Genomic DNA, 24,677 nt, shown 5'->3' with positions numbered 1-24,677 from the left:
GGAATTATGAAGACGCTGTTTTCTGGTCGTTCAGATATGCCTTTCGCCATGCTGCTGCTGGCCCCCAGCCTGATTTTGCTGGGGGGCCTGGTGGCCTGGCCGATGATTTCCAACATAGAAATCAGTTTTTTACGCCTGCCTCTTAACCCGCGCATTAGCGCCGTGTTTGTTGGGCTGGACAATTACATTCGTATCCTGAGTGATGTAGCTTTCTGGCACTCATTATGGATGACGTTCTGGTATACCGCCCTGGTCGTAGTGGGCAGTACTGGTCTCGGGCTCGCCGTTGCTATTTTCTTTAACCGCGAATTTCGCCTGCGCAAAACGGCACGTTCGCTGGTGATTTTGTCCTACGTCACGCCGTCAATATCGTTGGTGTTTGCCTGGAAGTACATGTTCAACAACGGCTACGGGATAGTGAATTATCTCGGGGTTGACCTGCTGCATCTGTATGACCAGGCGCCGCTGTGGTTCGACAATCCCGGCAGCAGCTTTGCGCTGGTAGTACTTTTCGCCATCTGGCGCTATTTCCCGTATGCGTTTATCTCGTTCCTCGCGATCCTGCAGACCATCGATAAATCGTTGTACGAAGCGGCTGAGATGGACGGCGCGAATGGCTGGCAGCGTTTTCGCATCGTCACGCTTCCCGCGATTATGCCGGTACTGGCAACCGTCATCACGCTGCGAACGATATGGATGTTCTATATGTTTGCCGATGTGTATCTGCTGACCACCAGGGTCGATATTCTGGGCGTGTATCTCTACAAAACCGCCTTTGCGTTCAATGATCTGGGCAAGGCCGCGGCTATCTCCGTGGTGCTATTTGTGATCATTTTGACCGTCATTCTTCTGGCCGGAAAAAGGGTGAACCTCAATGGCAACAAATAAACGTGTGCTGGGACGTATAGGTTTTTATCTGGGACTGGCGGTATTTTTAATAATCACGCTTTTTCCATTCTTTGTGATGCTAATGACGTCATTAAAGAGCGCGAAAGAGGCGATATCGCTGCATCCGACCATTTTGCCCCAGATATGGACGCTGCAGCATTACATCGACATTTTCAATCCGCAGATCTTCCCGTTTGTCGATTACTTTCGAAACAGCATGGTGGTGTCGCTGACGTCGTCGGTGATTGCGGTATTTCTCGGTACCCTGGGGGCGTATGCGTTATCCAAATTGCGTTTCAGGGGCCGCGCGACAATCAATGCCAGCTTCTACACCGTCTATATGTTTTCCGGGATTTTGCTGGTGGTGCCGCTTTTCAAAATCATTACCGCACTTGGGATCTACGATACCGAACTGGCACTCATCATCACCATGGTGACCCAAACCTTGCCTACGGCGGTGTTCATGCTTCGTAGCTATTTCGACACTATCCCGGATGAAATAGAAGAAGCGGCAATGATGGATGGGCTTAACCGTCTGCAAATTATCTTCCGCATTACCGTGCCGCTGGCGATTTCCGGTCTGGTCTCGGTCTTCGTCTACTGCTTTATGGTGGCGTGGAACGACTATCTGTTTGCATCCATCTTCTTGTCAAGTGCCAGCCATTTCACCTTGCCGGTAGGGCTGAACACGCTCTTCAGTACGCCAGATTATATCTGGGGTCGCATGATGGCGGCATCGCTGGTGACAGCTCTGCCGGTGGTCATTATGTATGCGCTTTCTGAACGTTTTATTAAAAGTGGTTTAACCGCCGGTGGCGTTAAAGGCTGAGGCGGCCGATTTTAACAAGGAGCAGGTCATGAAAAAGTTAGTTGCTACTGCGCCGCGTGTGGCGGCGCTGGTTGAGTATGAAGATCGTCCCGTGGCCGATAACGAAGTGAAAATTCACGTTCGTTATGGTGCGCCTAAACACGGAACAGAGGTCGTGGATTTCAGGGCGGCCAGTCCGTTTATTAATGAAGATTTTAACGCGGAGTGGCAGTTATTTACGCCGCGTGAAGAGGGGGCTGTCCGCGGTATTGAGTTCGGAAAGTTTCAGTTAGGAAACATGGTCGTGGGCGAGATCGTTGAATGCGGCGCCAGGGTGAGGGACTACCAGACGGGTGAGCAGGTCTGCTGTTATGGCCCGCTGCAGGAGACGGTGATTGTCAACGCCATTGATAACTACAAGTTGCGCAAAATGCCGGAGGGGGCGTCCTGGAAAAACGCGGTTTGTTATGACCCGGCACAGTTCGCGATGAGCGGCGTGCGTGATGCTAACGTGCGGGTCGGGGATTATGTAGTTGTCGTGGGGCTAGGGGCCATTGGGCAGATAGCGATTCAACTGGCCAAAAAAGCCGGCGCGTCTATCGTTATTGGCGTCGATCCTATTGATCACCGCTGCGAGATTGCCCGTCGCCACGGGGCGGATTACTGTCTAAACCCTGTCGGTACCGATATCGGCCTTGAAATCAAAAAGCTGACCGCTAAGCAGGGGGCGGACGTTTTCATCGAAACCAGCGGTCATGCAGACGCGCTGCAGTCTGCCCTGCGCGGGCTTGCTTACGGCGGAACCATTGCTTACGTCGCTTTCGCAAAACCCTTTGCCGGAGGCTTCAACCTTGGCCGTGAAGCGCACTTCAATAACGCGAAAATTGTCTTTTCCCGAGCCTGCAGTGAACCCAATCCTGACTACCCGCGCTGGAGCCGCAAACGCATAGAAGAGACCTGCTGGACATTGTTGATGAACGGTTATCTCAACTGTAACGATCTGATTGACCCGATAGTGACATTCACCCATAGCGATGAAAGCTATATGAAGTATGTCGATTTACATCCCGAACTGAGCATCAAAATGGGCGTCACTTTTTAAGCTAAGGAGAGCAAGTAATGAAAATCGCAACGCAGAATCAGGCCTTCTTCCCGACACCAGTTCTCGAAAAATTTAAGTACATCAAGGGTATGGGATTTGATGGCTATGAAATAGACGGCAAACTGCTGGTGGATAATCTCGACGAGGTTAAAGCGGCTATCATCGCCACTGGCTTACCGGTCACAACAGCCTGCGGTGGTTACGATGGCTGGATAGGCGACTTTATTGAAGAGCGCCGTCTGAACGGATTAAAGCAAATTGAACGTATCCTTGAGGCGCTCGCGGAGGTGGGCGGAAAGGGGATTATCGTGCCAGCCGCCTGGGGAATGTTTACTTTCCGTCTGCCGCCAATGACTTCTCCGCGCAGTCTGGAAGGGGATCGTAAGGCGGTCAGCGCTTCACTTCGCTGGCTGGATGATGTGGCGGCACGTACCGGGACAACCGTCTATCTTGAGCCGCTGAACCGCTATCAGGATCACATGATTAATACCCTGGCAGAAGCGCGTCGCTACATCGAAGAGAATGCACTCAACCATGTGCAGATCATCGGTGATTTTTACCATATGAACATTGAAGAAGACTCCCTATTGGATGCGCTGCATGAAAACCGCTACCTGCTGGGACATGTCCATATTGCTGATAATCATCGCTACCAACCGGGAAGCGGCAGCCTGGATTTCGCCGCGCTGTTTGATCAACTCCGCGCCGATAATTATCAGGGTTACGTGGTTTACGAGTGTCGCGTACGAGCCGACGATCCCGCCCAGGCGTATCAGGACTCACTCGATTATTTACGTGAATGCTAAGGAAGACGAGCGCGATGAGAGCTTCTACACCTTCGCCTCTGCGTGTCGCCATTATTGGCGCCGGGCAGGTAGCAGACAAAGTGCATGCCTCGTATTACGCCACGCGCAGTGATGTTCACATGGAGGCTGTCATGGACAGCCGCCTTGAGCAGGCACAAGCGTTTGCTGAACGTTATGGTATTGCCTCGGCCTGGAGTGACGTGCACGCGATGCTGTGGGCGGTGAAACCGGATGTGGTGAGCGTTTGTTCGCCTAATCGCTTTCACTTTGAACACGTTTTAGCGGCCCTGGAAGCGGGCTGCCATGTTATGTGTGAAAAACCTCCCGCCATGACGCCTCAACAGGCAGATGAAATGCGCCTTGCGGCCCGGAAGGCGGGTAAAGTGCTGGCGTATGATTTTCATCATCGTTTCGCGCTGGATACGCAACTGTTGCGCGAGGCAGTGCAGAGTGGAACCTTTGGTGAAATCTACTATACGTCGGCGCAAGCGCTACGGCGCTGCGGTGTTCCTGGCTGGGGCGTATTTACTAATAAATCGCTGCAGGGCGGCGGACCGCTGATTGATATCGGCATTCATATGCTGGATGCCGCGATGTACGTCCTGGGTTTTCCGGCAGTCAAACGGGTCACGGCGCAAAGCTATCAAAAATTAGGCAACCGTAAAAATAACGGCCAGTTTGGCGCGTGGGATCCCGCTCAGTTCACCGTTGAAGATGCGCTGTTTGGCACAATTGAATTCAGCAACGGCGGCATTCTGCGTCTGGACACCTCTTTTGCACTCAATATTCGTGAGCAGTCCATTATGAACGTCTCCTTCTGCGGCGAGAAAGCTGGTGCCACCCTGTTTCCGGCACATATTTACACCGATGATGCCGGTGCACTGCAAACGCTTATGCAGCGTGAAGACGCTGACGATCGGCGACATTTTCGCAGTCTGGATGCCTTTGTTCGCCATATTCTGGGAGAGCCGGTAATGATCGCTGATGCAGAGCAGGGTCTGGTTATTCAACAGCTGGTCGCGGCGTTATATGAAGCGGCTGAAAAAGGGGAAAGCGTAACCCTATGCTGAACCTGTCTGTATTATCTGACCCGGTTTTTTGCCCGCACAGCCTGAATAAATACGCATCCATTATGGCTTGCGGTAATGGTTATCTGGGCCTTCGCGCCACGCATGAGGAGGAGTATACCCAGCAAACGCGAGGGATGTATCTTGCCGGGCTGTATCATCGGGCCGGCCGAAATGAAACTAACGAACTGGTCAATTTGCCTGATATCACCGGTATCGTGATTGAACTGGATGGCGTCAACTTTACTCTGCTCTCCGGCGATATTCTTGACTGGGAAAGAGAGCTGGATTTTGCAAGCGGTGAGCTGCGCCGCCGCGTACTTTGGCGTTCGCCTGGTGGGAAATGCTACCGCATTGAGAGCCGCCGTTTTGTTTCTCTTGATCAACTCCCGCTGGTCGCGATGCGGTTGTCCATAACGCCTGTGGATGCAAACGCGCAATTGGTGTTGAAAACCGGCATTGATGCCACGCAAACGAACAGCGGCAGACAGCATCTGGATGAAATCTCGGTCCGTGTGTTTGACCAGCATTATATGCAGGGTATTTATGAAACGCAGAACCGTGCCGCCAGTGTCGTGGTCTCGGCATATTGCTCTCTCTCAAGGGAGAGCGACAACTGCTTTACCGCGAAAAACCGCAGTTTAACGGCCCACTATGGGTTAAGTGTCGCGAAAGGTGACACTGTCACACTCGAGAAGATAGTATGGGTCGCACACCGTGGCGACAAAGTGCTTTCGCACCAGACCTTCGCGCATAATGCGCTGGCCGAACTGAAAAGCAGTGCTGAGCGAGGATATGCGTCGTTACTTGAAAGCTCTGGGGCTGCCTGGGAAAATATCTGGAAAAACAGTCGGGTAGAGGTTGCCTCTTCAGATAACCTGGATCAGCTTGCGCTGGATTACGCCGTCTGGCATCTGACGGCAATGACGCCTGCTCACGACGAGCGGATCAGCATTGCGGCTAAGGGCCTTACCGGCGAAGGGTACAAGGGGCACGTATTCTGGGATACCGAAATATTCCTGCTACCTTTCCACCTCTTCACGCGGCCGCAAGTGGCACGCAGCCTGCTGCGTTATCGCTGGTTAACGCTTCCGGGAGCGCGCGAAAAAGCCCGCCGTCACGGCTGGTCAGGTGCGCTGTTTCCGTGGGAGAGTGCCGCCAGCGGTCAGGAAGAGACACCAGAATTTGCGGCAATCAATATTCGCACCGGGATTCGTCAGAAAGTGGCTTCTGCACAGGCCGAGCACCACATCGTGGCGGATATCGCATGGGCCGTAGTTACATACTGGCAGGCGACGCACGATGATGTTTTTATGCGTAAAGAAGGGCTGACGCTGTTACTGGAAACTGCATCGTTCTGGATGGCGCGCGCTAAACAGGTAAAGGGGCGTCTGGAAATCCATAATGTGATTGGGCCGGATGAGTATACAGAGCACGTCAACAATAACGCTTATACCAACTACCTGGCCTGGCACAACGTTGCATGCGCATCCCGGTTTCTCGCGATGTTTGGCCATGAAGACGCGCATTTTACTCAACTTGCCAGCCAGTTTCTGGCGCAGCTGTGGTTACCACAAGCCACTGCCGACGGGGTACTTCCCCAGGACGATACCTTCCTGTCGAAACCCGCCATTGACCTGAGCCGCTACAAAGCGAAAGCAGGCAAGCAGACTATTTTGCATGATTACTCCCGGGCGGAAGTAAATGAGATGCAGATCCTGAAACAGGCCGATGTGGTAATGCTGAACTACCTGCTGCCAGAAAAATTCACGAGTCAACAATGCGCCGCTAATCTGGCTTTCTACGAGCCTCGCACCATTCACGACTCTTCGCTCAGTAAATCTATTCATGGGATTGTCAGCGCGCGTTGTGGCGATACGGACCGGGCCTATGCCTTCTGGCGAGACGGTATAGCTATCGACCTGGGGGAAGACCCGCACAGCAGTGACGAGGGTATCCACGCTGCTGCGACTGGCGCAATCTGGTCCGGCGTGATTCAGGGATTTGCCGGTCTGCAGATCGAGAAGGGAGAGCTCTCTCTCGCGCCAAAGATGCCGCCTCACTGGCACAGGCTGGCATTTCCATTGCGCTGGCGTGAGGCGCATATGCGCTTCACGTTCGAAAACGATGTTCTAACCACTGAAACCACCGCGCCCGTCACGCTGACGTTATGGGGCAAGACTATCAACATAACGGGGCGGCAAGTATGGCCTCAGAAAGACTTTACTACACCTGATTATGGGACCGCTACCAGCGGGGGCCGTGATGATGCTTAAAGCTGTGGTATTTGATCTGGATGGCGTGATAACCGATACGGCTCATCTGCACTTTCTGGCCTGGCGTGCCGTGGCGAAGGAGGTTGGCATCACCTTTGACGAAGCGTTTAACGAGCAGTTAAAGGGGATCAGTCGTATGGATTCTCTGCAGCGGATCCTGCGCTACGGAGGGAAAGAGGGGGCATTCAACGATAAGCAGTGCCTGGCGCTTGCCGGTAAAAAAAATGACCTCTATGTGCGGTCGCTGGCGTCTCTGACTCAGGATTCACTCCTGCCGGGTATTCACGACCTTTTGGTGGCGATCCGTGGCGCGAACGTCAGGATAGGGCTGGCCTCGGTTTCGCTAAATGCCCCTGGCATTCTGCAGGCGCTGGGCATTCACAATGCCTTTGATTTTTGTGCTGATGCCTCACGTATCGTCTGCTCAAAACCCGACCCCGAAATTTTCCTGGCAGCGTGTGCGGGGCTGAATGTCCGTCCCGAAGAGGCTATCGGTATTGAAGACGCCGCTGCTGGCATCGAGGCGATTAACGCGGCAGGTATGTTATCGGTAGGTATCGGCGCAGGCCTTGTGCATGCAGGGCTACAACTTCATTCAACACGGGAACTCAACTGGCAATGTCTGACCGATTTCTGGGCCTCCCGGTCAGTATTGATAAGGAACTAACAATGGCGCAACTGTCTCTCAAACACATCCAGAAAATCTATGATAACCAGGTCCATGTCGTGAAGGATTTTAACCTTGAGATTGAGGATAAAGAGTTTATCGTTTTTGTTGGGCCATCGGGGTGCGGTAAGTCGACAACACTGCGCATGATTGCCGGGCTGGAGGAGATCAGCGCGGGTGAACTGGTCATTGACGGTGTGAGTATGAACGATGTACCGGCTAAATCCCGCGATATCGCCATGGTCTTTCAAAACTACGCCCTTTATCCGCATATGACGGTTTACGACAACATGGCGTTCGGCCTGAAGATGCAAAAAATTGCCCCTGCCATTATTGCGGAACGCGTGAACTGGGCGGCACAAATCCTCGGCTTGCGTGAATACCTTAAGCGTAAGCCTGGCGCATTATCTGGCGGCCAACGCCAGCGCGTAGCGTTAGGCAGGGCGATCGTGCGCGAGGCGGGTGTATTCCTGATGGATGAACCACTCTCAAACCTTGATGCCAAACTTCGCGTACAGATGCGCGCTGAAATCAGCAAGCTGCATCAAAAACTGAATACCACCATGATTTACGTTACGCACGATCAAACTGAAGCCATGACAATGGCTACCCGTATTGTGATCCTGAAAGACGGTTTTATTCAGCAGGTCGGCGCGCCAAAACAGGTTTATAACGAACCGGCAAATATGTTTGTGGCGGGATTTATCGGTTCGCCGGCAATGAATTTTATTCGCGGCGCGATAGACGAAAGCTATTTCGTGACGGAGACACTGCGTCTTGACATTCCGATGGACAAGCTCGCTGCTTTAAATGCCATGGGCTATCAGCGCAAGGCCGTGACATTAGGGATCCGCCCGGAGGATATTTTCACCCCTCACGGCAAAACGGAAGGGATCCTCGCCAAAGTCAGCGTAGCGGAACTCACAGGAGCAGAATTCATGCTTTATGTCAGCGTGGGGGGGCATGAACTGATTGTCAGGGCAGGGGCTGCGAATGACTATGCGGCCGGAGATAATATCGGCATCCAGTTCGATATGAATAAATGCCATTTCTTCGACGCTGAAACTGAAGCGGCTATTAGATAAGAAAGGTGTTCGCCGGAAATAAATTTTCCGGTTTTATTATGTGTTAATTATAAAGGAATATTTTAATGAATACTCTACAAAGATGTGCTGCGCTGATTCTGTGCGCAGGGGTTAGCTGCGCGCAAGCGGCAGAAACAGCTAAACACTGGGCGTTTAATATTGGGGCCATGTATGAAATTGAAAACGTCGAAGGTCAAAGCGACGATAAAGATGGATTATATGAACCTTCCGTATGGTTTAATGCCACCTGGGATGCCTGGACGCTGTCACTTGCCATGTATCAGGAAGGTCCCGTTGATTACAGCACAATGACCCGTGGGACCTATTTTGACCGTCCCGAATTTGAATTACGCTATCGCTTTATCGGCACCGATGATTTTACCTTCGGGCTTACCGGGGGTTTTCGTAATTATGGTTATCATTTTAAAGATGAACACGGTGCTAAAGACGGAAGCGCGAATATGCAGCGCTATAAAATACAGCCTGACTGGGACCTCAGGCTTAGCGACGACTGGCGGTTCAGCGGCTGGTTTGCCATGTATCAATTTGCCAACGATCTGGCAAAAACGGGCTATTCGGACAGCCGCGTTGAGACCGAAACCGGCTTTACCTGGACCCTTAACGAAACCTTCGCCGCGAAAGTTAACTACTACTTAGAGCGCGGATTCAATATGGACAGTTCACGTAACAACGGCGAATTTTCCACCCAAGAAATCCGCGCCTATCTGCCAGTATCGTTGGGCAATACCACGCTAACACCCTACACCCGGCTGGGTTTAGACCGCTGGTCTAACTGGGACTGGCAGGACGATCCTGCGCGAGAGGGCCATGACTTCAACCGACTGGGTTTGCTTTATGCCTATGATTTCACAAATGGCCTTTCGATGACGCTGGAATATGCCTATGAATGGGAAAACCATGATGAAGGCGAAAACGATCGCTTCCATTACGCAGGTGTCGGCGTGAACTATGCATTCTGACAGGCGCCAGACCAGGGGCTAATGGCCCCTGGTTTGAGGAAGCGAATCAGCAAAAGCAAAGTGCGTCTCGACCAGGACTTTCTGCGGCGTGGGCTGACCGGCGATCCGTTTAAACAGGACATCACAGCTCTCTTCACCCAGTTTCCGGGTGGGAATATCAAAGCCTGCCGGTGCTGGCGTCAAAATAAGCGACAGCATCCGATCACTGTAACCGGCCACCGCGAATTGTTCAGGGATCATCAAATTTAACTCATCTGCCGCACGATAGAGACTGAGCAGTTTCATGCTGTCGGTGGCAAAGACCGCATCCGGGGGAGCGGCTGATGAGAGCAGTTTACTAGCCGCCTTAAGCGCACTCTCATGAGTATAGCCGCCATCTATAATCCACTGCGGATTTACCGTGATATTGTGTTTTTCAAGACTGGATTTATAGCCCGCAAGGCGATCGATAGAAACATGATAATCGAGTGGGGCATGCAGGCAGGCAATTTTGCGGCGTCCGTTTTTAATAAAAACGTCGGTCAGGGTCGCGCTATCGTGCAAGTTATCGGTATCTACGGAGTAAATATTCTGGAAATCACCTTCCACTTTTCCGATAACGACAATAGGAACGCCGTAGACATCCAGCCTGGAGAAAAAGGATTCATTTGCCGGTGAGCTCAGCATAATAATCCCTTTGACCATCTTCTGTTTTATTTTGCTTTCGCATTTCAGCAAATCATCTTCACTGCTTTTTGAGGTTTGCAAAATAACATCAAACCCTTCCTGTTCTGCCTTTGCCGTGATGGCGTGAAGAACGTCAGAGAAAAAAGGATTTCCGGCAGTTGTTTTCGTCGAACGGGTAGAAATGACCATAATGGCATCAAAGCCAGAAGAGGTCAGTGCGCGGGCAAGTTTATTGGGTTGATACTGTAATTCGTCAATTGCCTTAAGCACTTTCTCCCGGGCTTCGGGGGATATATTGGTTTGCTTATTCAAAACGCGTGACACGGTTGATTTCGAAACGCCAGCAACCCGCGCAATATCATAGATGGTGGGAGACATACACCTTACTCACTCCGACAGACGGCAATGGTGTTCATCTTACTGGAGAAAAAACGGCAATAGCAATAATTATGAATTGATAATCAACGATCTGCCCCCATTTATTGTATTCTTAAACAGGATTTTCCTGGCTTCCAGCAACTAAGGACGGCGATGAAGCGATTTAAAAACGAACTCAATTCTTTGGTGAACCGTGGCGTCGATCGCCATCTCCGTCTCGCGGTGACGGGGCTGAGCCGAAGCGGGAAGACGGCGTTCATCACTGCGATGGTCAATCAACTCCTCAACCTGCATGCCGGTGCGCGTTTACCGCTGTTGAGCGCGGTACGCGAAGAACGTCTGCTGGGCGTTAAACGTGTGCCGCAACGTGATTTCGGCATTCCACGTTTTACCTATGATGAAGGTCTGGCGCAGCTATATGGCGACCCGCCAGCCTGGCCGACGCCAACCCGTGGGGTCAGTGAAATTCGCCTCGCGCTGCGTTTTCGCTCTAATGATTCGTTAATGCGCCACTTTAAGGACACCTCCACGCTGTATCTTGAAATCGTGGATTATCCCGGTGAATGGTTGCTTGATTTACCCATGCTGGCACAGGATTACCTGAGCTGGTCCCGGCAGATGACGGGACTGTTACAGGGGCAACGCGCGGCGTGGTCGGCTAAATGGCGTCAACTTTGTGAAGGTTTAGACCCACTCGCCCCAGCGGATGAAAACCGGCTGGCTGCTATTGCCCTGGCCTGGACCGATTATCTACACCAGTGTAAGCAGGAGGGGCTGCATTTCATCCAGCCCGGGCGTTTCGTTCTGCCTGGCGATCTGGCGGGGGCGCCCGCGCTGCAGTTTTTCCCGTGGCCGGACGTGGACGTTTTCGGTGAGGCGAAGCTGGCGCAGGCTGATAAGCACACTAACGCCGGCATGCTCCGGGAACGCTACAGCTACTATTGCGAAAAAGTGGTGAAGGGGTTCTACAAAAATCATTTTTTGCGTTTTGACCGACAGATTGTGCTGGTGGACTGCCTTCAGCCCCTGAACAGCGGGCCGCAGGCGTTTAATGATATGCGCCTGGCGCTGACGCAACTGATGCAAAGCTTTCACTACGGCCAGCGGACGCTGTTCCGCCGCCTGTTTTCTCCGGTTATCGACAAACTGCTGTTTGCCGCCACCAAGGCTGACCATGTGACGGTCGATCAGCATGTAAATATGGTGTCGTTGTTACAGCAGCTGGTGCAGGACGCGTGGCAAAACGCGGCATTTGAAGGGATCGGCATGGATTGTCTCGGGCTGGCATCTGTCCAGGCGACCGAGAGCGGTTTGATAGACGTAAAGGGTGAAAAAATTCCCGCGTTACGTGGGAACCGCCTCAGTGACGGTGAGCCTCTTACGGTATATCCGGGTGAAGTGCCTGGGCGTCTGCCAGGCCAGGCATTCTGGCAACATCAGGGGTTTCAGTTTGAAGCCTTCCGCCCGCAGACGATGGCCGTCGATCGGCCGTTACCGCACATTCGTCTGGACGCGGCGCTGGAGTTTTTGATTGGAGATAAATTGCGATGACGGAACCGTTAAAACCGCGCATTGACTTTACCGGTACGCTTGAGCAGGAAAAACAGCCCGCGTTTAAATCCGCTCAGACCTTTAGCGGTACGCAGGCGGAACATTTTGCCCCAGCGTTGACAGATGATCTCTTAGCCGGGGAGGGCTCAGCGGAAGCGGTAGTTGAGGCCGCTTTACGTCCTAAACGCAGCCTGTGGCGCCGGATGGTGACCGCCGGGCTGGTGCTGTTTGGCGTGAGCGTTGTAGCCCAAGGGGTCCAGTGGACGATGAATGCCTGGCAAACGCAGGACTGGGTAGCGCTGGGCGGTAGTGCTGCTGGGGCATTGATTATCGGCGCAGGGGTTGGATCGGTTGCCACAGAGTGGCGGCGTTTGTGGCGCCTGCGACAGCGCGCGCACGAACGGGATGAAGCGCGGGATCTCCTGCACAGCCATGGAACCGGAAAAGGGCGTGCTTTTTGTGAAAAACTGGCCGCTCAGGCCGGAATCGATCAGTCACATCCGGCGCTGCAACGCTGGTATGCCGCGATCCATGAAACCCAGAACGACAGGGAAATAGTGACGCTCTATTCCCATATGGTGCAGCCAGTGCTGGATGCGCAGGCGCGTCGCGAAATCAGCCGCTCGGCAGCAGAATCCACGCTAATGATTGCCGTCAGTCCGCTGGCGCTGGTCGATATGGCGTTTATTGCCTGGCGTAATCTGCGTCTGATAAACCGTATAGCAAACCTCTACGGCATCGAGCTTGGCTATTACAGCCGTCTAAGGCTGTTTAAACTGGTTTTACTTAATATCGCCTTCGCCGGTGCCAGCGAACTGGTGCGGGAGGTGGGTATGGACTGGATGTCACAGGATCTGGCGGCGCGTCTTTCGGCGCGTGCTGCGCAAGGCCTTGGCGCCGGATTACTGACTGCGCGGTTGGGCATTAAGGCGATGGAAGTCTGCCGTCCGCTGCCGTGGATTGACGGCGATAAGCCACGGCTGGGGGATTTCCGCCGTGAATTAATCGGTCAGCTTAAAGAGACGCTCAATAAAAAACCGACTCCGTGAGCGTTTTGGTTACAATTTGTGCTGGCTGTCAATATTTGTTGACAGCCATCTTCCTGATCATCGTGTTCTGACATATCATTTTAATGTTATTGGCTTAAAACGGTGAGTTTCCCATGCGTCTGGAAGTCTTTTGTGAAGACCGTCTCGGTCTTACCCGCGAGTTACTTGATCTTCTTGTTTTACGTAGCATTGATTTACGTGGCATTGAAATCGATCCTGTGGGACGAATTTACCTCAATTTTGCCGAAATTGAATTTAATACCTTCAGCAGCCTGATGGCGGAAATTCGCCGTATCGCTGGCGTTACGGATGTGCGCACCATTCCCTGGATGCCATCTGAGCGTGAGCACCTGGCCTTAAGTGCCCTGCTGGAAGCCATGCCGGAACCCTTCCTGTCTCTGGATCTGAAAAGTAAAGTTGAGCGCGGCAATCTGGCCAGCTGTCAGTTATTCGCCCAGAACAAGGAGAAGCTCAGCCATCAGCATGCTCCGCAGTTGATCTCCGGCTTTAATTTCCAACGCTGGCTGGACAGCAATCCGCAAAACACCCATAGCGAGCATGTCGCCATTAACGGGCAGAATTTCCTGATGGAGATAACGCCAGTGTACCTGAAAGGGGAAGGCGATGTCCGGGTGCTGACCGGGGCAGTCATTATGCTGCGATCTACCGTACGGATGGGTCGCCAGTTGCAAAACCTCTCCAGCCAGGATGTGGGTGCTTTTAGTCAGGTTATTGCCGTCAGCCCGAAAATGCGCCATGTCGTCGAGCAGGCGCGCAAGCTCGCGAATTTAACCGCACCGCTGCTGATTACCGGCGATACAGGGACCGGTAAAGATCTGCTGGCTCACGCTGTGCATCTGGCCAGCCCGCGAGCGGCAAAACCCTACCTGGCTCTAAACTGTGCCTCTATACCGGAAGATGCCGTAGAGAGCGAGCTGTTCGGCCATGCTCCTGAAGGGAAAAAGGGCTTCTTCGAACAGGCGACGGGGGGGGCTGTACTTCTGGACGAAATCGGCGAGATGTCGCCGCGTATGCAGGCCAAGCTGTTGCGCTTCCTCAATGACGGTACTTTCCGCCGTGTCGGGGAAGATCACGAGGTTCATGTGGACGTACGCGTAATCTGTGCTACTCAGAAAAATCTTGTTGAACTGGTGCAAAAAGGCGTATTCCGCGAAGATCTCTATTATCGTCTGAATGTATTGACGCTGAATATTCCCCCCCTGCGCGACCGCCCACAAGACATCATGCCGCTGACTGAGCTGTTTGTGGCCCGCTTCGCTGATGAACAAGGGGTGCCGCGGCCAAAGCTTTCTGCGGACCTCGGCACTGTGTTAACGCGTTACGGTTGGCCGGGCAACATTCGCCAGTTGAAGAATGCAGTCTACCGTGCTCTCACGCAGCTGGAAGGTTATGAACTGCGACCACAGGATATTCTGTTACCCGACTACGATGCCGGGACAGTATCGGTGGGCGAAGAGGCGATGGAAGGATCTCTGGATGACATTACCAGCCGTTTTGAGCGCTCGGTATTAACGCAACTTTATCGTAGCTACCCCAGTACCCGTAAGCTGGCCAAAAGGCTGGGGGTATCGCATACCGCGATTGCGAATAAATTACGTGAATATGGACTAAACCATAAGAAAGCGGAAGAGTAATATTATTAAACGCCAGCTCGTCTTCGGGGTGGCGTGATATTCTACAGAAATATTTCCATGTTAAATGTAATTATTAATTCATATATGATTTAATGATCAATATGGTCCGACCATATTCCCTTAAATCCTAAAAATAGAGGCGCACAGTAATATTTGATTTATCCTAATCGATAATCCTTTTACAGTTAATCGCCATTTTAATATGGGATTAAATAATAAGGATGATTATGAAACTGAATATATTTACTAAAGCTATAATAGGAATGGGGGCACTGTGTGCCGCCGCCCCGGTATTTGCTATCGAAGCCTGGAGCGGTCAGGAGGGTGCTGGTCCTTATGAGGTTATTTATGACAGCGGCGTGTATACCAACGCCTGGTGGGTAGGCGCGAAAGATTGTCCGGGGAATGCCTCGGCAGATGAAGCCAGTAATCCATGGCGTTTTGAACGCGCGGCGACCGCTGCCGAGATGACGCAATACGGTAACCCAACGACCTGCGAAACGGGCGGCGGTACCGTAACCTATCCGGAATACAGCAGCGCCAGTGCTTACAACGCCAATGATATTGTCTCCTACAACGGCGCGACCTGGCAGACCTCTACGGCGCAAAGTGCCTATGGGTTTACGCCGGGTTCAGCCAACCCGTGGGAACAGTACGCTGAGGTTCCTCAGTGGGCAGGCACCACCACCTATAATAAAGGCGATAAAGTTCAGAAAAATGGCCAGGAATATGAAGCACTATTTTATACCCTTGGCGATGACCCTTCACTGGAGGCCAATCAAAACCCTACCGGAACCAATGGTCGTCCCTGGAAACCGTTGGGTGATGTCGTATCCTATACCATAGATCAATTAAATAAAGCGCCTGAATTTAATTCAGCAACACTCTATGAAAGCGGCACATTAATTCGCTATAACGGCGATAATTATGTTTCCCAGGCTAAAGTCCAGAAAGTTAAACCTTCCGATATCAATCCGTGGAAAGTTTATATTGACTGGTCCGGCACTAAAGAAATGGTAGGTACCCCTAAAGCGCCATGGCCTGCGCATGTTTATGCTCCGTATGTCGATTACACGCTGAACGCGCAGCCAGACCTTGCCAGCCTCGCTAAGAACCAGGGTATCACTCACTTCACTATGGCCTTTGTGGTAGCAAAAGATGCTGATACCTGTCTGCCAACCTGGGGTACCGCTTACGATATCAACAATTACACCCAGTACAGTAAGATCAAAGCGCTGCGTGAAGCAGGCGGGGACGTAATGATTTCAATCGGTGGTGCTAACAACTCACCGCTGGCGGCAGCCTGTAAGAACGTTTCTGATCTGCAAAAGCACTACTACGACATCGTTGAAAACCTGAATCTGAACGTACTGGATTTCGATATTGAAGGAACATGGGTCGCCGATCATGACTCCATAAACCGCCGTAACGAAGCCGTTAAGGCCGCGCAGGCACAATGGAAAGCAGAAGGCCGCAGTGTAGGGATCTGGTATACCCTGCCGATTCTGCCGACGGGTCTGACCGCTGACGGCCTGTACGTACTAAACGATGCGAAGGAGAAAGGGGTCGATCTGGCTGGGGTGAATGTAATGGCGATGGACTACGGCAGCAGTATCTGTCAGTCCGACGGCACTGAAGGGCAAAACATTCACGGCAAGTGCGCCACCTCTGCAATTGAAAGCCTGTTCTCCCAACTGAAGCAGATTTTCACCGATAAGTCTGACGATGAAATCAACGCGATGATGGGTGTTACGCCAATGAACGGTTATAACGACGTTCAGGGGGAAGTATTCTATCTGTCGGATGCTAACCTGGTATTGGATGATGCCAAAGATCGCAACCTGGGTATGATTGGCATGTGGTCAATGATGCGTGACCAGCCTGGCGTCGCTAAACAGGTGTCACCGGAACACAGCGGGCTAACCGAACAGCAAGCACCAATTTACGCCTTCAGTGAAGTGTTTGCGCCGTTTACGCATAGCGAAGCATCGGCTGACACTGAAATAAAGGATATCAACGTCGATCAAAAGACCGAGGATCCTAAATTACAGTGGACGCAGAATACTGCCAGTCTTCAAAGTGGGCAATATACGGCCACATTACAGCATGACGGTTGGAATCGTGATGCCATTGGTCAGCCTTACTATTTCGGCGAATATGGTAATAAAAAGATAGCTAACACCATCATTACGGACTTAGGTAACGGTTATTCCAATGTCAGTCTGCAAATACATGCATTGCAAGTTAGCGAGGGGCATGTTGTAGAGGTTAAAGATGCACAAGGTAAAACGGTATTAACCTATCGATACACACTTGAGGATGTTTCTGCCGGTAACGCATCTCAGATTGTGTCGTCAAGAACGTCAGTGAAAGACAAAAAACTGCAATATACCGTGGGGACCAAATCTAGCCTGATGGCATCTTATCAATATCTGAATATGTATTATGATACCAAGGATGCGAAAGGTAAGGTCACTACCACTCTGTGTGGTTCGTGGTTCCAGACGGTACGTAAGGCAAGCAATGACAAATGTACGACCTATGGGCAAAATGAGGGTGTATCCTGGACTGCAACTGAAATTATGTCTTTGAATAATATTAAGGCAGGAGATAGAGTCTATTTTGCTACAGCCGCTGGCACTAAGGTCAGCGATCAAATCTATAATGTGTTGGATAGCATAACGCTTACTGACGATATGTTAAAGCCAACGAAATAATCCGCTAAGTTAGTTATAATTTTAACGTCTGATAAAGCCGTAACAGCGATGTTACGGCTTTTTTTGGCTATGCTTTCAGCACGTCAAGCGCAGCAGAGTAATCCGGCTCGGTGGTGATTTCGTTAACCAGCTCGCTCAATACGACGTTGTCGTTTTCATCAATGACCAGAACCGCACGCGCTGCCAGACCTTTCAGAGCGCCTTCGGAAATGCCAACCCCGTATTTCTCCAGGAAATCTGGGCTGCGCAGAGTGGAGAGCGTGATAACATTGCTAAGACCTTCAGCACCGCAGAAGCGAGACTGGGCAAACGGCAGGTCAGCAGAAATGCACAGCACCACGGTGTTGTCCACTTCAGTTGCCAGTTGGTTGAATTTGCGCACGGATGCAGCACACACGCCGGTATCAATGCTTGGGAAAATGTTCAGGACTTTGCGTTTTCCAGCAAACTGGCCCAACGTGACGTCAGACAGATCTTTAGCCACCAGAGTGAATGCCTGAGCCTTGCTACCAGGCTGCGGAATGGAACCTGCAACAGCAACCGGGTTGCCCTGGAAATGAACGAGTTGTGACATAGATATCTTCCTGTTTACATATAGTTAACGTCGGGACTAGTGTATGCCATCAGCGGATAGCTCGGCAAACCAATTTTACGCCTTACCGGGCCGCAAGGAGTCAGTGATGAGAAGCGTTAAGGTCTATGAAGAAGCCTGGCCATTGCATTCCCCGTTTGTCATTTCGCATGGTAGTCGCAGCGAGGCCAGCGTCGTGGTCGTGGAGATCGAAGATGCGGGGATCAAGGGGGTGGGGGAATGCACCCCTTATCCTCGCTATGGCGAAAGTCTCGCGTCCGTGATGGCGCAAATTATGACTCTTGTTCCCGACTTACAAGCAGGGCTTTCGCGTGCAGCACTTCAGCAGCGATTGCCTGCAGGCGCCGCGCGTAATGCCATTGACTGCGCGCTCTGGAGCCTGGAGGCGGCTACGTGGCAAAAATCGTTGCCCTCGATGCTGGGCGTAACGCTGCCGACGTCGGTGGTCACTGCGCAGACGGTGGTTATTGGCGAACCCGCGCAGATGGCGGCCAGCGCCAGGGCGCTAAATGACGCCGGCGCAACCTTACTTAAGATCAAACTTGACGATCATCTGATCAGCGAGCGTATGGTAGCCATCCGCTCGGCTGTGCCGAGCGCAACGCTCATTGTGGACGCGAACGAGTCCTGGCATCCTGAAGGGCTGGCCGCACGCTGTCAGTTGCTCGCCGATTTAGGTGTTGCCATGCTGGAACAGCCGCTACCCGCGAAGGATGATACGACCTTAGAGAATTTTATCCATCCCTTGCCTGTCTGTGCCGATGAAAGCTGTCATACCCGTGACAGTCTGGCGGCGTTACAGGGACGCTATGAGATGGTCAATATCAAGCTCGACAAAACCGGTGGTCTGACCGAGGCGCTGGCGCTGGCAACAGAGGCGCAGGCGCAAGGTTTTTCGTTGATGCTGGGGTGCATGCTCTGCACATCCCGGGCTATCAACGCAGCCTTACCCCTGGTGAATCAGGTCTTGTTTGCCGATCTTGATGGCCCAACATGGCTGGCGGTTGATGTTTCGCCTGCGCTGCGTTTTACCAGTGGAGTGCTTCATCCTTGAGGCTGCCACCGTAAAAGCGCCACCATCGCCTTGAGGTATTTTTCACTGGCTTCATCGCATGATATGGGTGGGAATTCAGCGGTGATGCAGTGCAAGCCTAAATCGGCACACCAGCTACCGAATGAGCCAGGCGTTTCGTAGCCGACGCTGGTGACAAGCGGCAGAGTAAAAGCCTCAGCCAGCCACTCTCCCAGCTCGGTATGGCGAGGGTCTTCGATGCAGGCCAGCGGATCGTGAAAAGAGACGACCCAGGCCGGGTGGATTTTATGGATAAGCTGGCAAAGCGCCTGTGTCTCTGGCTCCGAGCCGGGCTTTTCACCCGTCAGTAACACAACGTCACGCGCTTCAGCCGTGCTGTTCCAGCGATAAACAGTTTCCCCGGCGCGCCAGTTTGCTGCCGGGAAATTGCGGTTTAAGTCGATCCCCCTCGCATTTGCCCGCAGACCAAGCTGGCTGCCATCCGGGTTTACGCTCAAAATAACGTGGTGACGCCGCAGTTCGGGCACGAGCGTACGAAGCGCACATGAGAGGGTCACGATGGATGAATTTTCGTCGCCGTGCGTGCCGGCAATGATTAAACCGCTCGTGCGATCGGCCTCGGGGGCGGGGAACCAAATCAATGATGCCCCTAAAAATGAGCGGCCGTACTGCTCGGCGCCAGGCGGAAAGGCGCCACGTTCCATTCTTGGTCGGGTGATTGCCATAGGAAATCCTGATAAAAATTCTCTTCTGGCAGTGTTGTGCAAAACTCGCGGTTAATCAAATAGTTTACGCGCCAGTATAACATTGCCTGATATCAACTTTCCGGCGTAAGGTATTTGCATTCCGATGTTTCAAAACAAATAATTACGCAACCACGAGTTACGGACTTTTAAAAGGGGATCTCATGAGGCATCCTGTTTCGCTGCTGTTTTCTGCGCTGTGCCTGGGCGGGCTATCTTCACTCGCTTACGCAGCTGACGTGCCGCAAGGCACCGTGCTTGCCAAACGGCAGGAGCTGGTCAGACACATCAAAGATGAACCCGCTTCTCTTGATCCCGCCAAAGCGGTGGGGTTGCCAGAGATTCAGGTTATTCGCGATCTTTTTGAAGGTCTGGTGAACCAGAACGAGAAAGGGGAACTGACCCCGGGGGTAGCAACACGCTGGCAGAGCAACGACAACCGCATCTGGACCTTTACGCTTCGTGATAACGCCAGATGGTCCGATGGCACCCCGGTGACTGCCCAGGACTTTGTCTATAGCTGGCAGCGCCTGGTTGACCCGAAAACCACGTCGCCATTTGCATGGTTTGCGGCCCTGGCCGGTATTAATAACGCTCAGGCGATTATTGATGGCAAAGCCGCACCCGATACGCTGGGTGTAACCGCCGTTGATGCCCGAACATTACGTGTACAGTTGGATAAACCCCTGCCATGGTTCACTAACCTGACGGCAAGCTTCGCTTTCTATCCTGTTCAAAAAAACAACGTTGAAAGCGATAAAACGTGGACGCGCCCGGGGAACCTGATCGGCAATGGCGCTTACGTTCTCAAAGAGCGCGTCGTAAATGAAAAACTGGTTGTCGTGCCAAATACGCACTACTGGGACAACGCTAAAACTGTTCTGCAAAAAGTGACCTTTGTCCCTGTCAACCAGGAATCTTCGGCCACTAAGCGTTATCTGGCGGGTGATATCGATATCACTGAATCGTTCCCAAAAAATATGTATCAGAAGCTGCTTAAAGATATTCCGGGACAGGTCTATACACCGCCCCAACTGGGCACCTATTACTACGCATTTAACACGCAAAAAGGGCCGACGGCCGATGCCCGCGTGCGACTGGCGCTGAGCATGACCATCGATCGCCGCATTATGGCCGACAAAGTTTTAGGAACAGGTGAAAAACCGGCGTGGCATTTCACCCCTGACGTTACGGCCGGGTTTACGCCGGAGCCTTCTCCGTTTGAGAAAATGTCACAGCAGGAGTTAAACGCACAGGCCAAAGCGCTGTTACAGGCTGCAGGCTATGGCCCACAACGTCCGCTGAAACTGACCCTACTTTACAACACCTCGGAAAATCATCAGAAAATTGCGATTGCCGTAGCCTCAATGTGGAAGAAAAACCTGGGGGTCGACGTCAAGCTGCAAAATCAGGAATGGAAGACATACATTGACAGCCGCAACACCGGCAATTTCGACGTTATCCGCGCGTCGTGGGTGGGAGACTACAATGAGCCCTCGACTTTCCTGTCGCTACTGACCTCAACCCATACCGGCAATATCTCGCGTTTCAACGACCCGGCATATGATAAGATCATCAACCAGGCGGCGCTTGAAAGCACGGCGAAAGCGCGTAATGACGATTACAATATGGCCGAGAAGATCCTGGCCGAAAAAGCGCCGATTGCCCCGATTTATCAGTACACCAACGGACGTCTGATCAAACCCTGGGTGAAAGGCTATCCCATTAATAACCCGGAAGATGTAGCCTATAGCCGCACGATGTATATTGAAAAGCACTAATTAGTACTGGTTTTCAGTTAATGCAAGGTAACCACGGCTAAACCCAGAGCTGGCGCGGCTTGCAGCGCCAGTTTCTCCTTCTGACCATCTCCCGCCACAGCAGAAAGCATCACTTTTCTGACGGTACTTTTGACGTGTTCAATGAAAAACGGTTGCGGTAAAATGCGAATTGATAGCGGGTCATGGAACTGTTTGACATTGCATTTATAATGCAAAACTGTCTTAGGGGGTAACTAATTGAGAATGCAGAACTGGGAAATTAAATGTCCAATTCTGGATTTATTTCACATCTTTAGTCTGTAAAAGAAATAATTCAGTTGTTAATTCTGATCTACATCACTCTGCCAGAATTAATCATAATTATCATCTCCTTGATGTATTGATTTAAATCAACAAAACGGGTGTGCTTAAATAAAATTCAGACATTTCTGTGCAGCAGGTGTTTACTCTGCTTTTTTGTAACCAAATGAGAAGAGTGGGTAACGTTGCAGGATGCCTTTGGCTCTGAAGAAGCATCCATGGCTGTTGCCCGGTTTAATTTCACCATCCGGTTTGCTCATGAAAGTAATGATTCCTGGAAAGTGTGCCCGGTAGCAAGGCTTATCCGGGATGGACAAAATGCGTGGCGACAGGATCCGTCTTTTATTCCTCCAGTAGCATCTTTTGGGGCAAGTCCGGTCCTTCGCGAACGTCTGGTGCTGCTCAATTGCTAGCTTCGCTCCCGACGCCAGCGACTGATGACAATGTGTCGTGAAAATAACGAAAGACTCGCCAATTTTGCCGTCGCCGATGTATCCCTTTTCAGGTTGCTGAATGCGCTGAATTCCCTCGCCAGGGTGCTGACGGAATACGAACATTTTCCTTCCCGTCCACCTGAACAGGTGTGGGCGGAGCTCGCTCGTCTGGCAGGCAGTATGCTGACCTTTTCCCTGGACCATGATCTTGACGCCATACCGGGTTATGACCACGAGGAACCGGCTAATGCGTTTCCTCCGCTGTTTGATCTGATAACGGGTTTGCTGGAGGCAAGTTTGCCATCCCGGGTCATTGCTCTGGAAATGTCCCGACCGGACGGACAGACCTTTACCTGCCAGCATGCCTCTTCCGGTTGTCGAACAATTACGCCAGGATGCACCGACCTGGCTTAAATCCAGTGATGCATACGCGGAAAAAGTGAACTCCAGATTGAACGAACTCAGCATGCTTCCACCATACTGGCCGTTGCAATACGGAATTCAGCAGGTTGGCAGTTACACAGAATTACTGACAGGCTCTATTAGTTATTTATTGTGAGTCGTGATCGCGTGTATTAAAAATAAACGGCGGGGATAAAGAACAAAATATATTCTCACCCTTTACCGATTAAGCCTTGCTAAACAAATGCGCGTGATTATAGCAATGCTCCTTAAACATGAAGGCGATCATCACGTATCACTCACGTTGATGGTATCGCTTAAATTGGACGAGAACCCGTATGGCAGCAGTAGATGCAAAGCTTTTCTGCAATGGTGATTTTTTTGTCTGACTTAAGGTAAACTCCAGGCGTCTCGTGGCGAAACATCGAACCAGCGGAGATAGTGAGGACAAAGTTGAAGGCGGGTGCTATAAACGATAATGCCGACCTAAATATAAAGTTGTGGGAATAATCATGCTAAGAAACATGAGTGTCAGATCCTTCATAATTTATTTTCTTGTATGTCTCTTTTTAGTAAGTGCAGGTGTTATTGCTTTATTTTCACACAGCGCATCACTCTTTATTTCAGTGAATATTATAAATTTCATTGCTTTATTTTTACTCTGGTTCTATATGACGAAATATCTTGTGACGCCGATCAATACTGTGAAGAAAAGTATTGAAGAAGTTACATCGGGCAATCTTGCCGTGTCGATCCCTGAGTTTGGTAACAACTGCGCGGGTCGTTTGATCCCTGGTATCAATAGTCTGTCGAGTAATATCGCTACGCTGGTGCGTGAGATCAGGGCCTCATCACAAACGGCGATGACGCTTTCGGAGCAACTTTCAGCACGAAGCGAGCAGCTCTCCGTAAAAACTGAACAGCAATCGGCATCGTTGGTGCAAACCGCCGCCAGTATGGAACAGATGGCAGCGAGCACTAGAAACACGGCTGAGAATACGCGTCTTGCCAGTGAGCAGGCGAACGAGGCGACTCTCCAGGCACGTAAGGGCGGGGATCTAATGGGGCAAGTTGCTACCAACATGGCGTCCATCACTGAATGCGCGCAGCAGATGACGGAAATTATCTCGCTGATCGACGGGATTGCCTTTCAGACAAACATCCTCGCGCTGAATGCGGCCGTTGAGGCGGCCAGAGCGGGCGATCATGGCAAAGGGTTCTCTGTGGTGGCGGAGGAGGTCAGAAATCTTGCACACCGCAGTGCCGAAGCGGCGAAAAATATCAAAACGCTGATAGAAGTGACCAGCAACAATGTTACTCAGGGCGTAACCGTTGTGTCAGAAGCCGAGAAAAATATGCGTGAAATCGTGGCGGGATCGGGTAATGTCAGCCGGCTGATGGATGATATTTCTGCATCGACGTCAGAGCAGGAAAAGGGGATTGCGCAGATCACACTTGCGCTATCCGAACTGGAGCGGGTCACCCAGAGTAATGTGGCCATGGCTGAGGAGCTTAACGGATCGTCTGATGTTCTGCGTAATCAGGTCATTGAGCTGCAGGCACGCACACGCAATTTCAGGCTTGAACAAGGCCATCAATCGCCTGCCACTGCGGGTGTGCTGTCGTTCCAGCAGCGGCCAGAGCGGGTCAACTAACATCAATTGGCAGGCACGCATTTTGTCGAGAACCTGCAGTGA

The 24,677-nt window shown here is 51.7% G+C and carries 19 protein-coding genes and 1 pseudogene; 17 read left to right on the top strand and 3 right to left on the bottom strand.

Going from position 1 to position 24,677, the window contains the following annotated elements:
• Nucleotides 1–6 precede the first annotated feature (6 nt).
• The 9 genes from NL510_RS12495 to NL510_RS12455 all read left to right on the top strand — a co-directional run bounded on the left by NL510_RS12495 (nt 7) and on the right by NL510_RS12455 (nt 9,679).
• A complete protein-coding gene (locus tag NL510_RS12495; RefSeq protein ID WP_253377171.1) occupies nt 7–888 on the top strand; it encodes a carbohydrate ABC transporter permease in 882 nt (293 codons plus the stop codon).
• Nucleotides 875–1,717: a carbohydrate ABC transporter permease gene (locus tag NL510_RS12490; protein WP_253377169.1), complete on the top strand. Its 843-nt coding sequence runs from the start codon at nt 875–877 to the stop codon at nt 1,715–1,717. The genes NL510_RS12495 and NL510_RS12490 overlap by 14 nt, the downstream gene beginning before the upstream one ends.
• A gap of 28 nt (nt 1,718–1,745) precedes the next feature.
• The gene (ycjQ, locus tag NL510_RS12485; protein WP_253377166.1) at nt 1,746–2,798 is read left to right on the top strand and encodes a D-guloside 3-dehydrogenase; all 1,053 of its coding nucleotides are present in this window, start codon (nt 1,746–1,748) and stop codon (nt 2,796–2,798) included.
• A 17-nt stretch (nt 2,799–2,815) separates the two neighbouring features.
• Nucleotides 2,816–3,604, top strand: coding sequence for a 3-dehydro-D-guloside 4-epimerase (gene ycjR, locus NL510_RS12480; RefSeq protein ID WP_253377164.1), 789 nt, complete (start codon nt 2,816–2,818; stop codon nt 3,602–3,604).
• A gap of 14 nt (nt 3,605–3,618) precedes the next feature.
• Complete coding sequence (ycjS, locus tag NL510_RS12475) at nt 3,619–4,674, top strand: D-glucoside 3-dehydrogenase (protein ID WP_253377162.1); 1,056 nt, start codon at nt 3,619–3,621, stop codon at nt 4,672–4,674.
• A complete protein-coding gene (locus NL510_RS12470; RefSeq protein WP_253377160.1) occupies nt 4,668–6,947 on the top strand; it encodes a glycoside hydrolase family 65 protein in 2,280 nt (759 codons plus the stop codon). Before ycjS ends, NL510_RS12470 begins: the two co-directional genes overlap by 7 nt.
• Nucleotides 6,937–7,614 (top strand): beta-phosphoglucomutase, encoded by a 678-nt coding sequence (pgmB, locus tag NL510_RS12465; RefSeq protein WP_253377158.1) that lies wholly within the window; start codon nt 6,937–6,939, stop codon nt 7,612–7,614. Before NL510_RS12470 ends, pgmB begins: the two co-directional genes overlap by 11 nt.
• Nucleotides 7,615–7,616: 2 nt before the next feature.
• On the top strand, nt 7,617–8,699 hold the full coding sequence (locus NL510_RS12460; protein ID WP_253377156.1) for an ABC transporter ATP-binding protein: 1,083 nt from the start codon (nt 7,617–7,619) through the stop codon (nt 8,697–8,699).
• 65 nt (nt 8,700–8,764) lie between these two features.
• Nucleotides 8,765–9,679, top strand: a complete 915-nt coding sequence (locus NL510_RS12455; protein WP_253377154.1) for an OmpG family monomeric porin — start codon at nt 8,765–8,767, stop codon at nt 9,677–9,679.
• Between the two features lie 18 nt (nt 9,680–9,697).
• Here the strand turns inward: NL510_RS12455 and NL510_RS12450 are convergent, their stop codons facing one another.
• Nucleotides 9,698–10,723, bottom strand: a complete 1,026-nt coding sequence (locus tag NL510_RS12450; RefSeq protein ID WP_253377152.1) for a LacI family DNA-binding transcriptional regulator — start codon at nt 10,721–10,723, stop codon at nt 9,698–9,700.
• A 153-nt stretch (nt 10,724–10,876) separates the two neighbouring features.
• Here NL510_RS12450 and NL510_RS12445 point away from each other — a divergent pair, with 153 nt between their 5' ends.
• From NL510_RS12445 to NL510_RS12430, 4 genes are all read left to right on the top strand, one after another.
• On the top strand, nt 10,877–12,274 hold the full coding sequence (locus NL510_RS12445; protein WP_253377150.1) for a YcjX family GTP-binding protein: 1,398 nt from the start codon (nt 10,877–10,879) through the stop codon (nt 12,272–12,274).
• Nucleotides 12,271–13,323, top strand: coding sequence for a YcjF family protein (locus NL510_RS12440; RefSeq protein ID WP_253377148.1), 1,053 nt, complete (start codon nt 12,271–12,273; stop codon nt 13,321–13,323). Before NL510_RS12445 ends, NL510_RS12440 begins: the two co-directional genes overlap by 4 nt.
• Nucleotides 13,324–13,436: 113 nt before the next feature.
• Nucleotides 13,437–14,978, top strand: coding sequence for a transcriptional regulator TyrR (tyrR, locus tag NL510_RS12435; RefSeq protein WP_253377146.1), 1,542 nt, complete (start codon nt 13,437–13,439; stop codon nt 14,976–14,978).
• Between the two features lie 227 nt (nt 14,979–15,205).
• On the top strand, nt 15,206–17,695 hold the full coding sequence (locus NL510_RS12430) for a glycosyl hydrolase family 18 protein (RefSeq protein WP_366518877.1): 2,490 nt from the start codon (nt 15,206–15,208) through the stop codon (nt 17,693–17,695).
• A gap of 67 nt (nt 17,696–17,762) precedes the next feature.
• Here the strand turns inward: NL510_RS12430 and tpx are convergent, their stop codons facing one another.
• Nucleotides 17,763–18,269 (bottom strand): thiol peroxidase, encoded by a 507-nt coding sequence (gene tpx / locus NL510_RS12425; RefSeq protein WP_253377139.1) that lies wholly within the window; start codon nt 18,267–18,269, stop codon nt 17,763–17,765.
• A gap of 106 nt (nt 18,270–18,375) precedes the next feature.
• Between tpx and ycjG the strand changes: the two genes are divergently transcribed.
• Nucleotides 18,376–19,341, top strand: a complete 966-nt coding sequence (ycjG, locus tag NL510_RS12420; protein ID WP_253377137.1) for an L-Ala-D/L-Glu epimerase — start codon at nt 18,376–18,378, stop codon at nt 19,339–19,341.
• Here the strand turns inward: ycjG and mpaA are convergent.
• The gene (mpaA, locus tag NL510_RS12415) at nt 19,332–20,045 is read right to left on the bottom strand and encodes a murein tripeptide amidase MpaA (protein ID WP_253377135.1); all 714 of its coding nucleotides are present in this window, start codon (nt 20,043–20,045) and stop codon (nt 19,332–19,334) included. The two genes, ycjG and mpaA, sit on opposite strands and share 10 nt — an antisense overlap.
• 182 nt (nt 20,046–20,227) lie before the next feature.
• Between mpaA and NL510_RS12410 the strand changes: the two genes are divergently transcribed.
• The 3 genes and pseudogenes from NL510_RS12410 to NL510_RS12400 all read left to right on the top strand — a co-directional run bounded on the left by NL510_RS12410 (nt 20,228) and on the right by NL510_RS12400 (nt 24,635).
• Nucleotides 20,228–21,844, top strand: a complete 1,617-nt coding sequence (locus NL510_RS12410; RefSeq protein ID WP_253377133.1) for a peptide ABC transporter substrate-binding protein — start codon at nt 20,228–20,230, stop codon at nt 21,842–21,844.
• A 470-nt stretch (nt 21,845–22,314) separates the two neighbouring features.
• Nucleotides 22,315–22,929 (top strand): annotated as a pseudogene (gene tssK, locus NL510_RS12405) (type VI secretion system baseplate subunit TssK); the annotation flags it as partial.
• Nucleotides 22,930–23,492: 563 nt separating this feature from the next.
• On the top strand, nt 23,493–24,635 hold the full coding sequence (locus tag NL510_RS12400) for a methyl-accepting chemotaxis protein (protein WP_253377131.1): 1,143 nt from the start codon (nt 23,493–23,495) through the stop codon (nt 24,633–24,635).
• The last annotated feature ends 42 nt before the right edge of the window (nt 24,636–24,677 follow it).

Source organism: unidentified bacterial endosymbiont, assembly GCF_918797525.1.
Taxonomy (GTDB): Bacteria; Pseudomonadota; Gammaproteobacteria; order Enterobacterales; family Enterobacteriaceae; genus Enterobacter.
The sequence above is the reverse complement of the archived record's forward strand: the minus strand, read 5'-3'. Positions and strand labels throughout refer to the sequence as shown.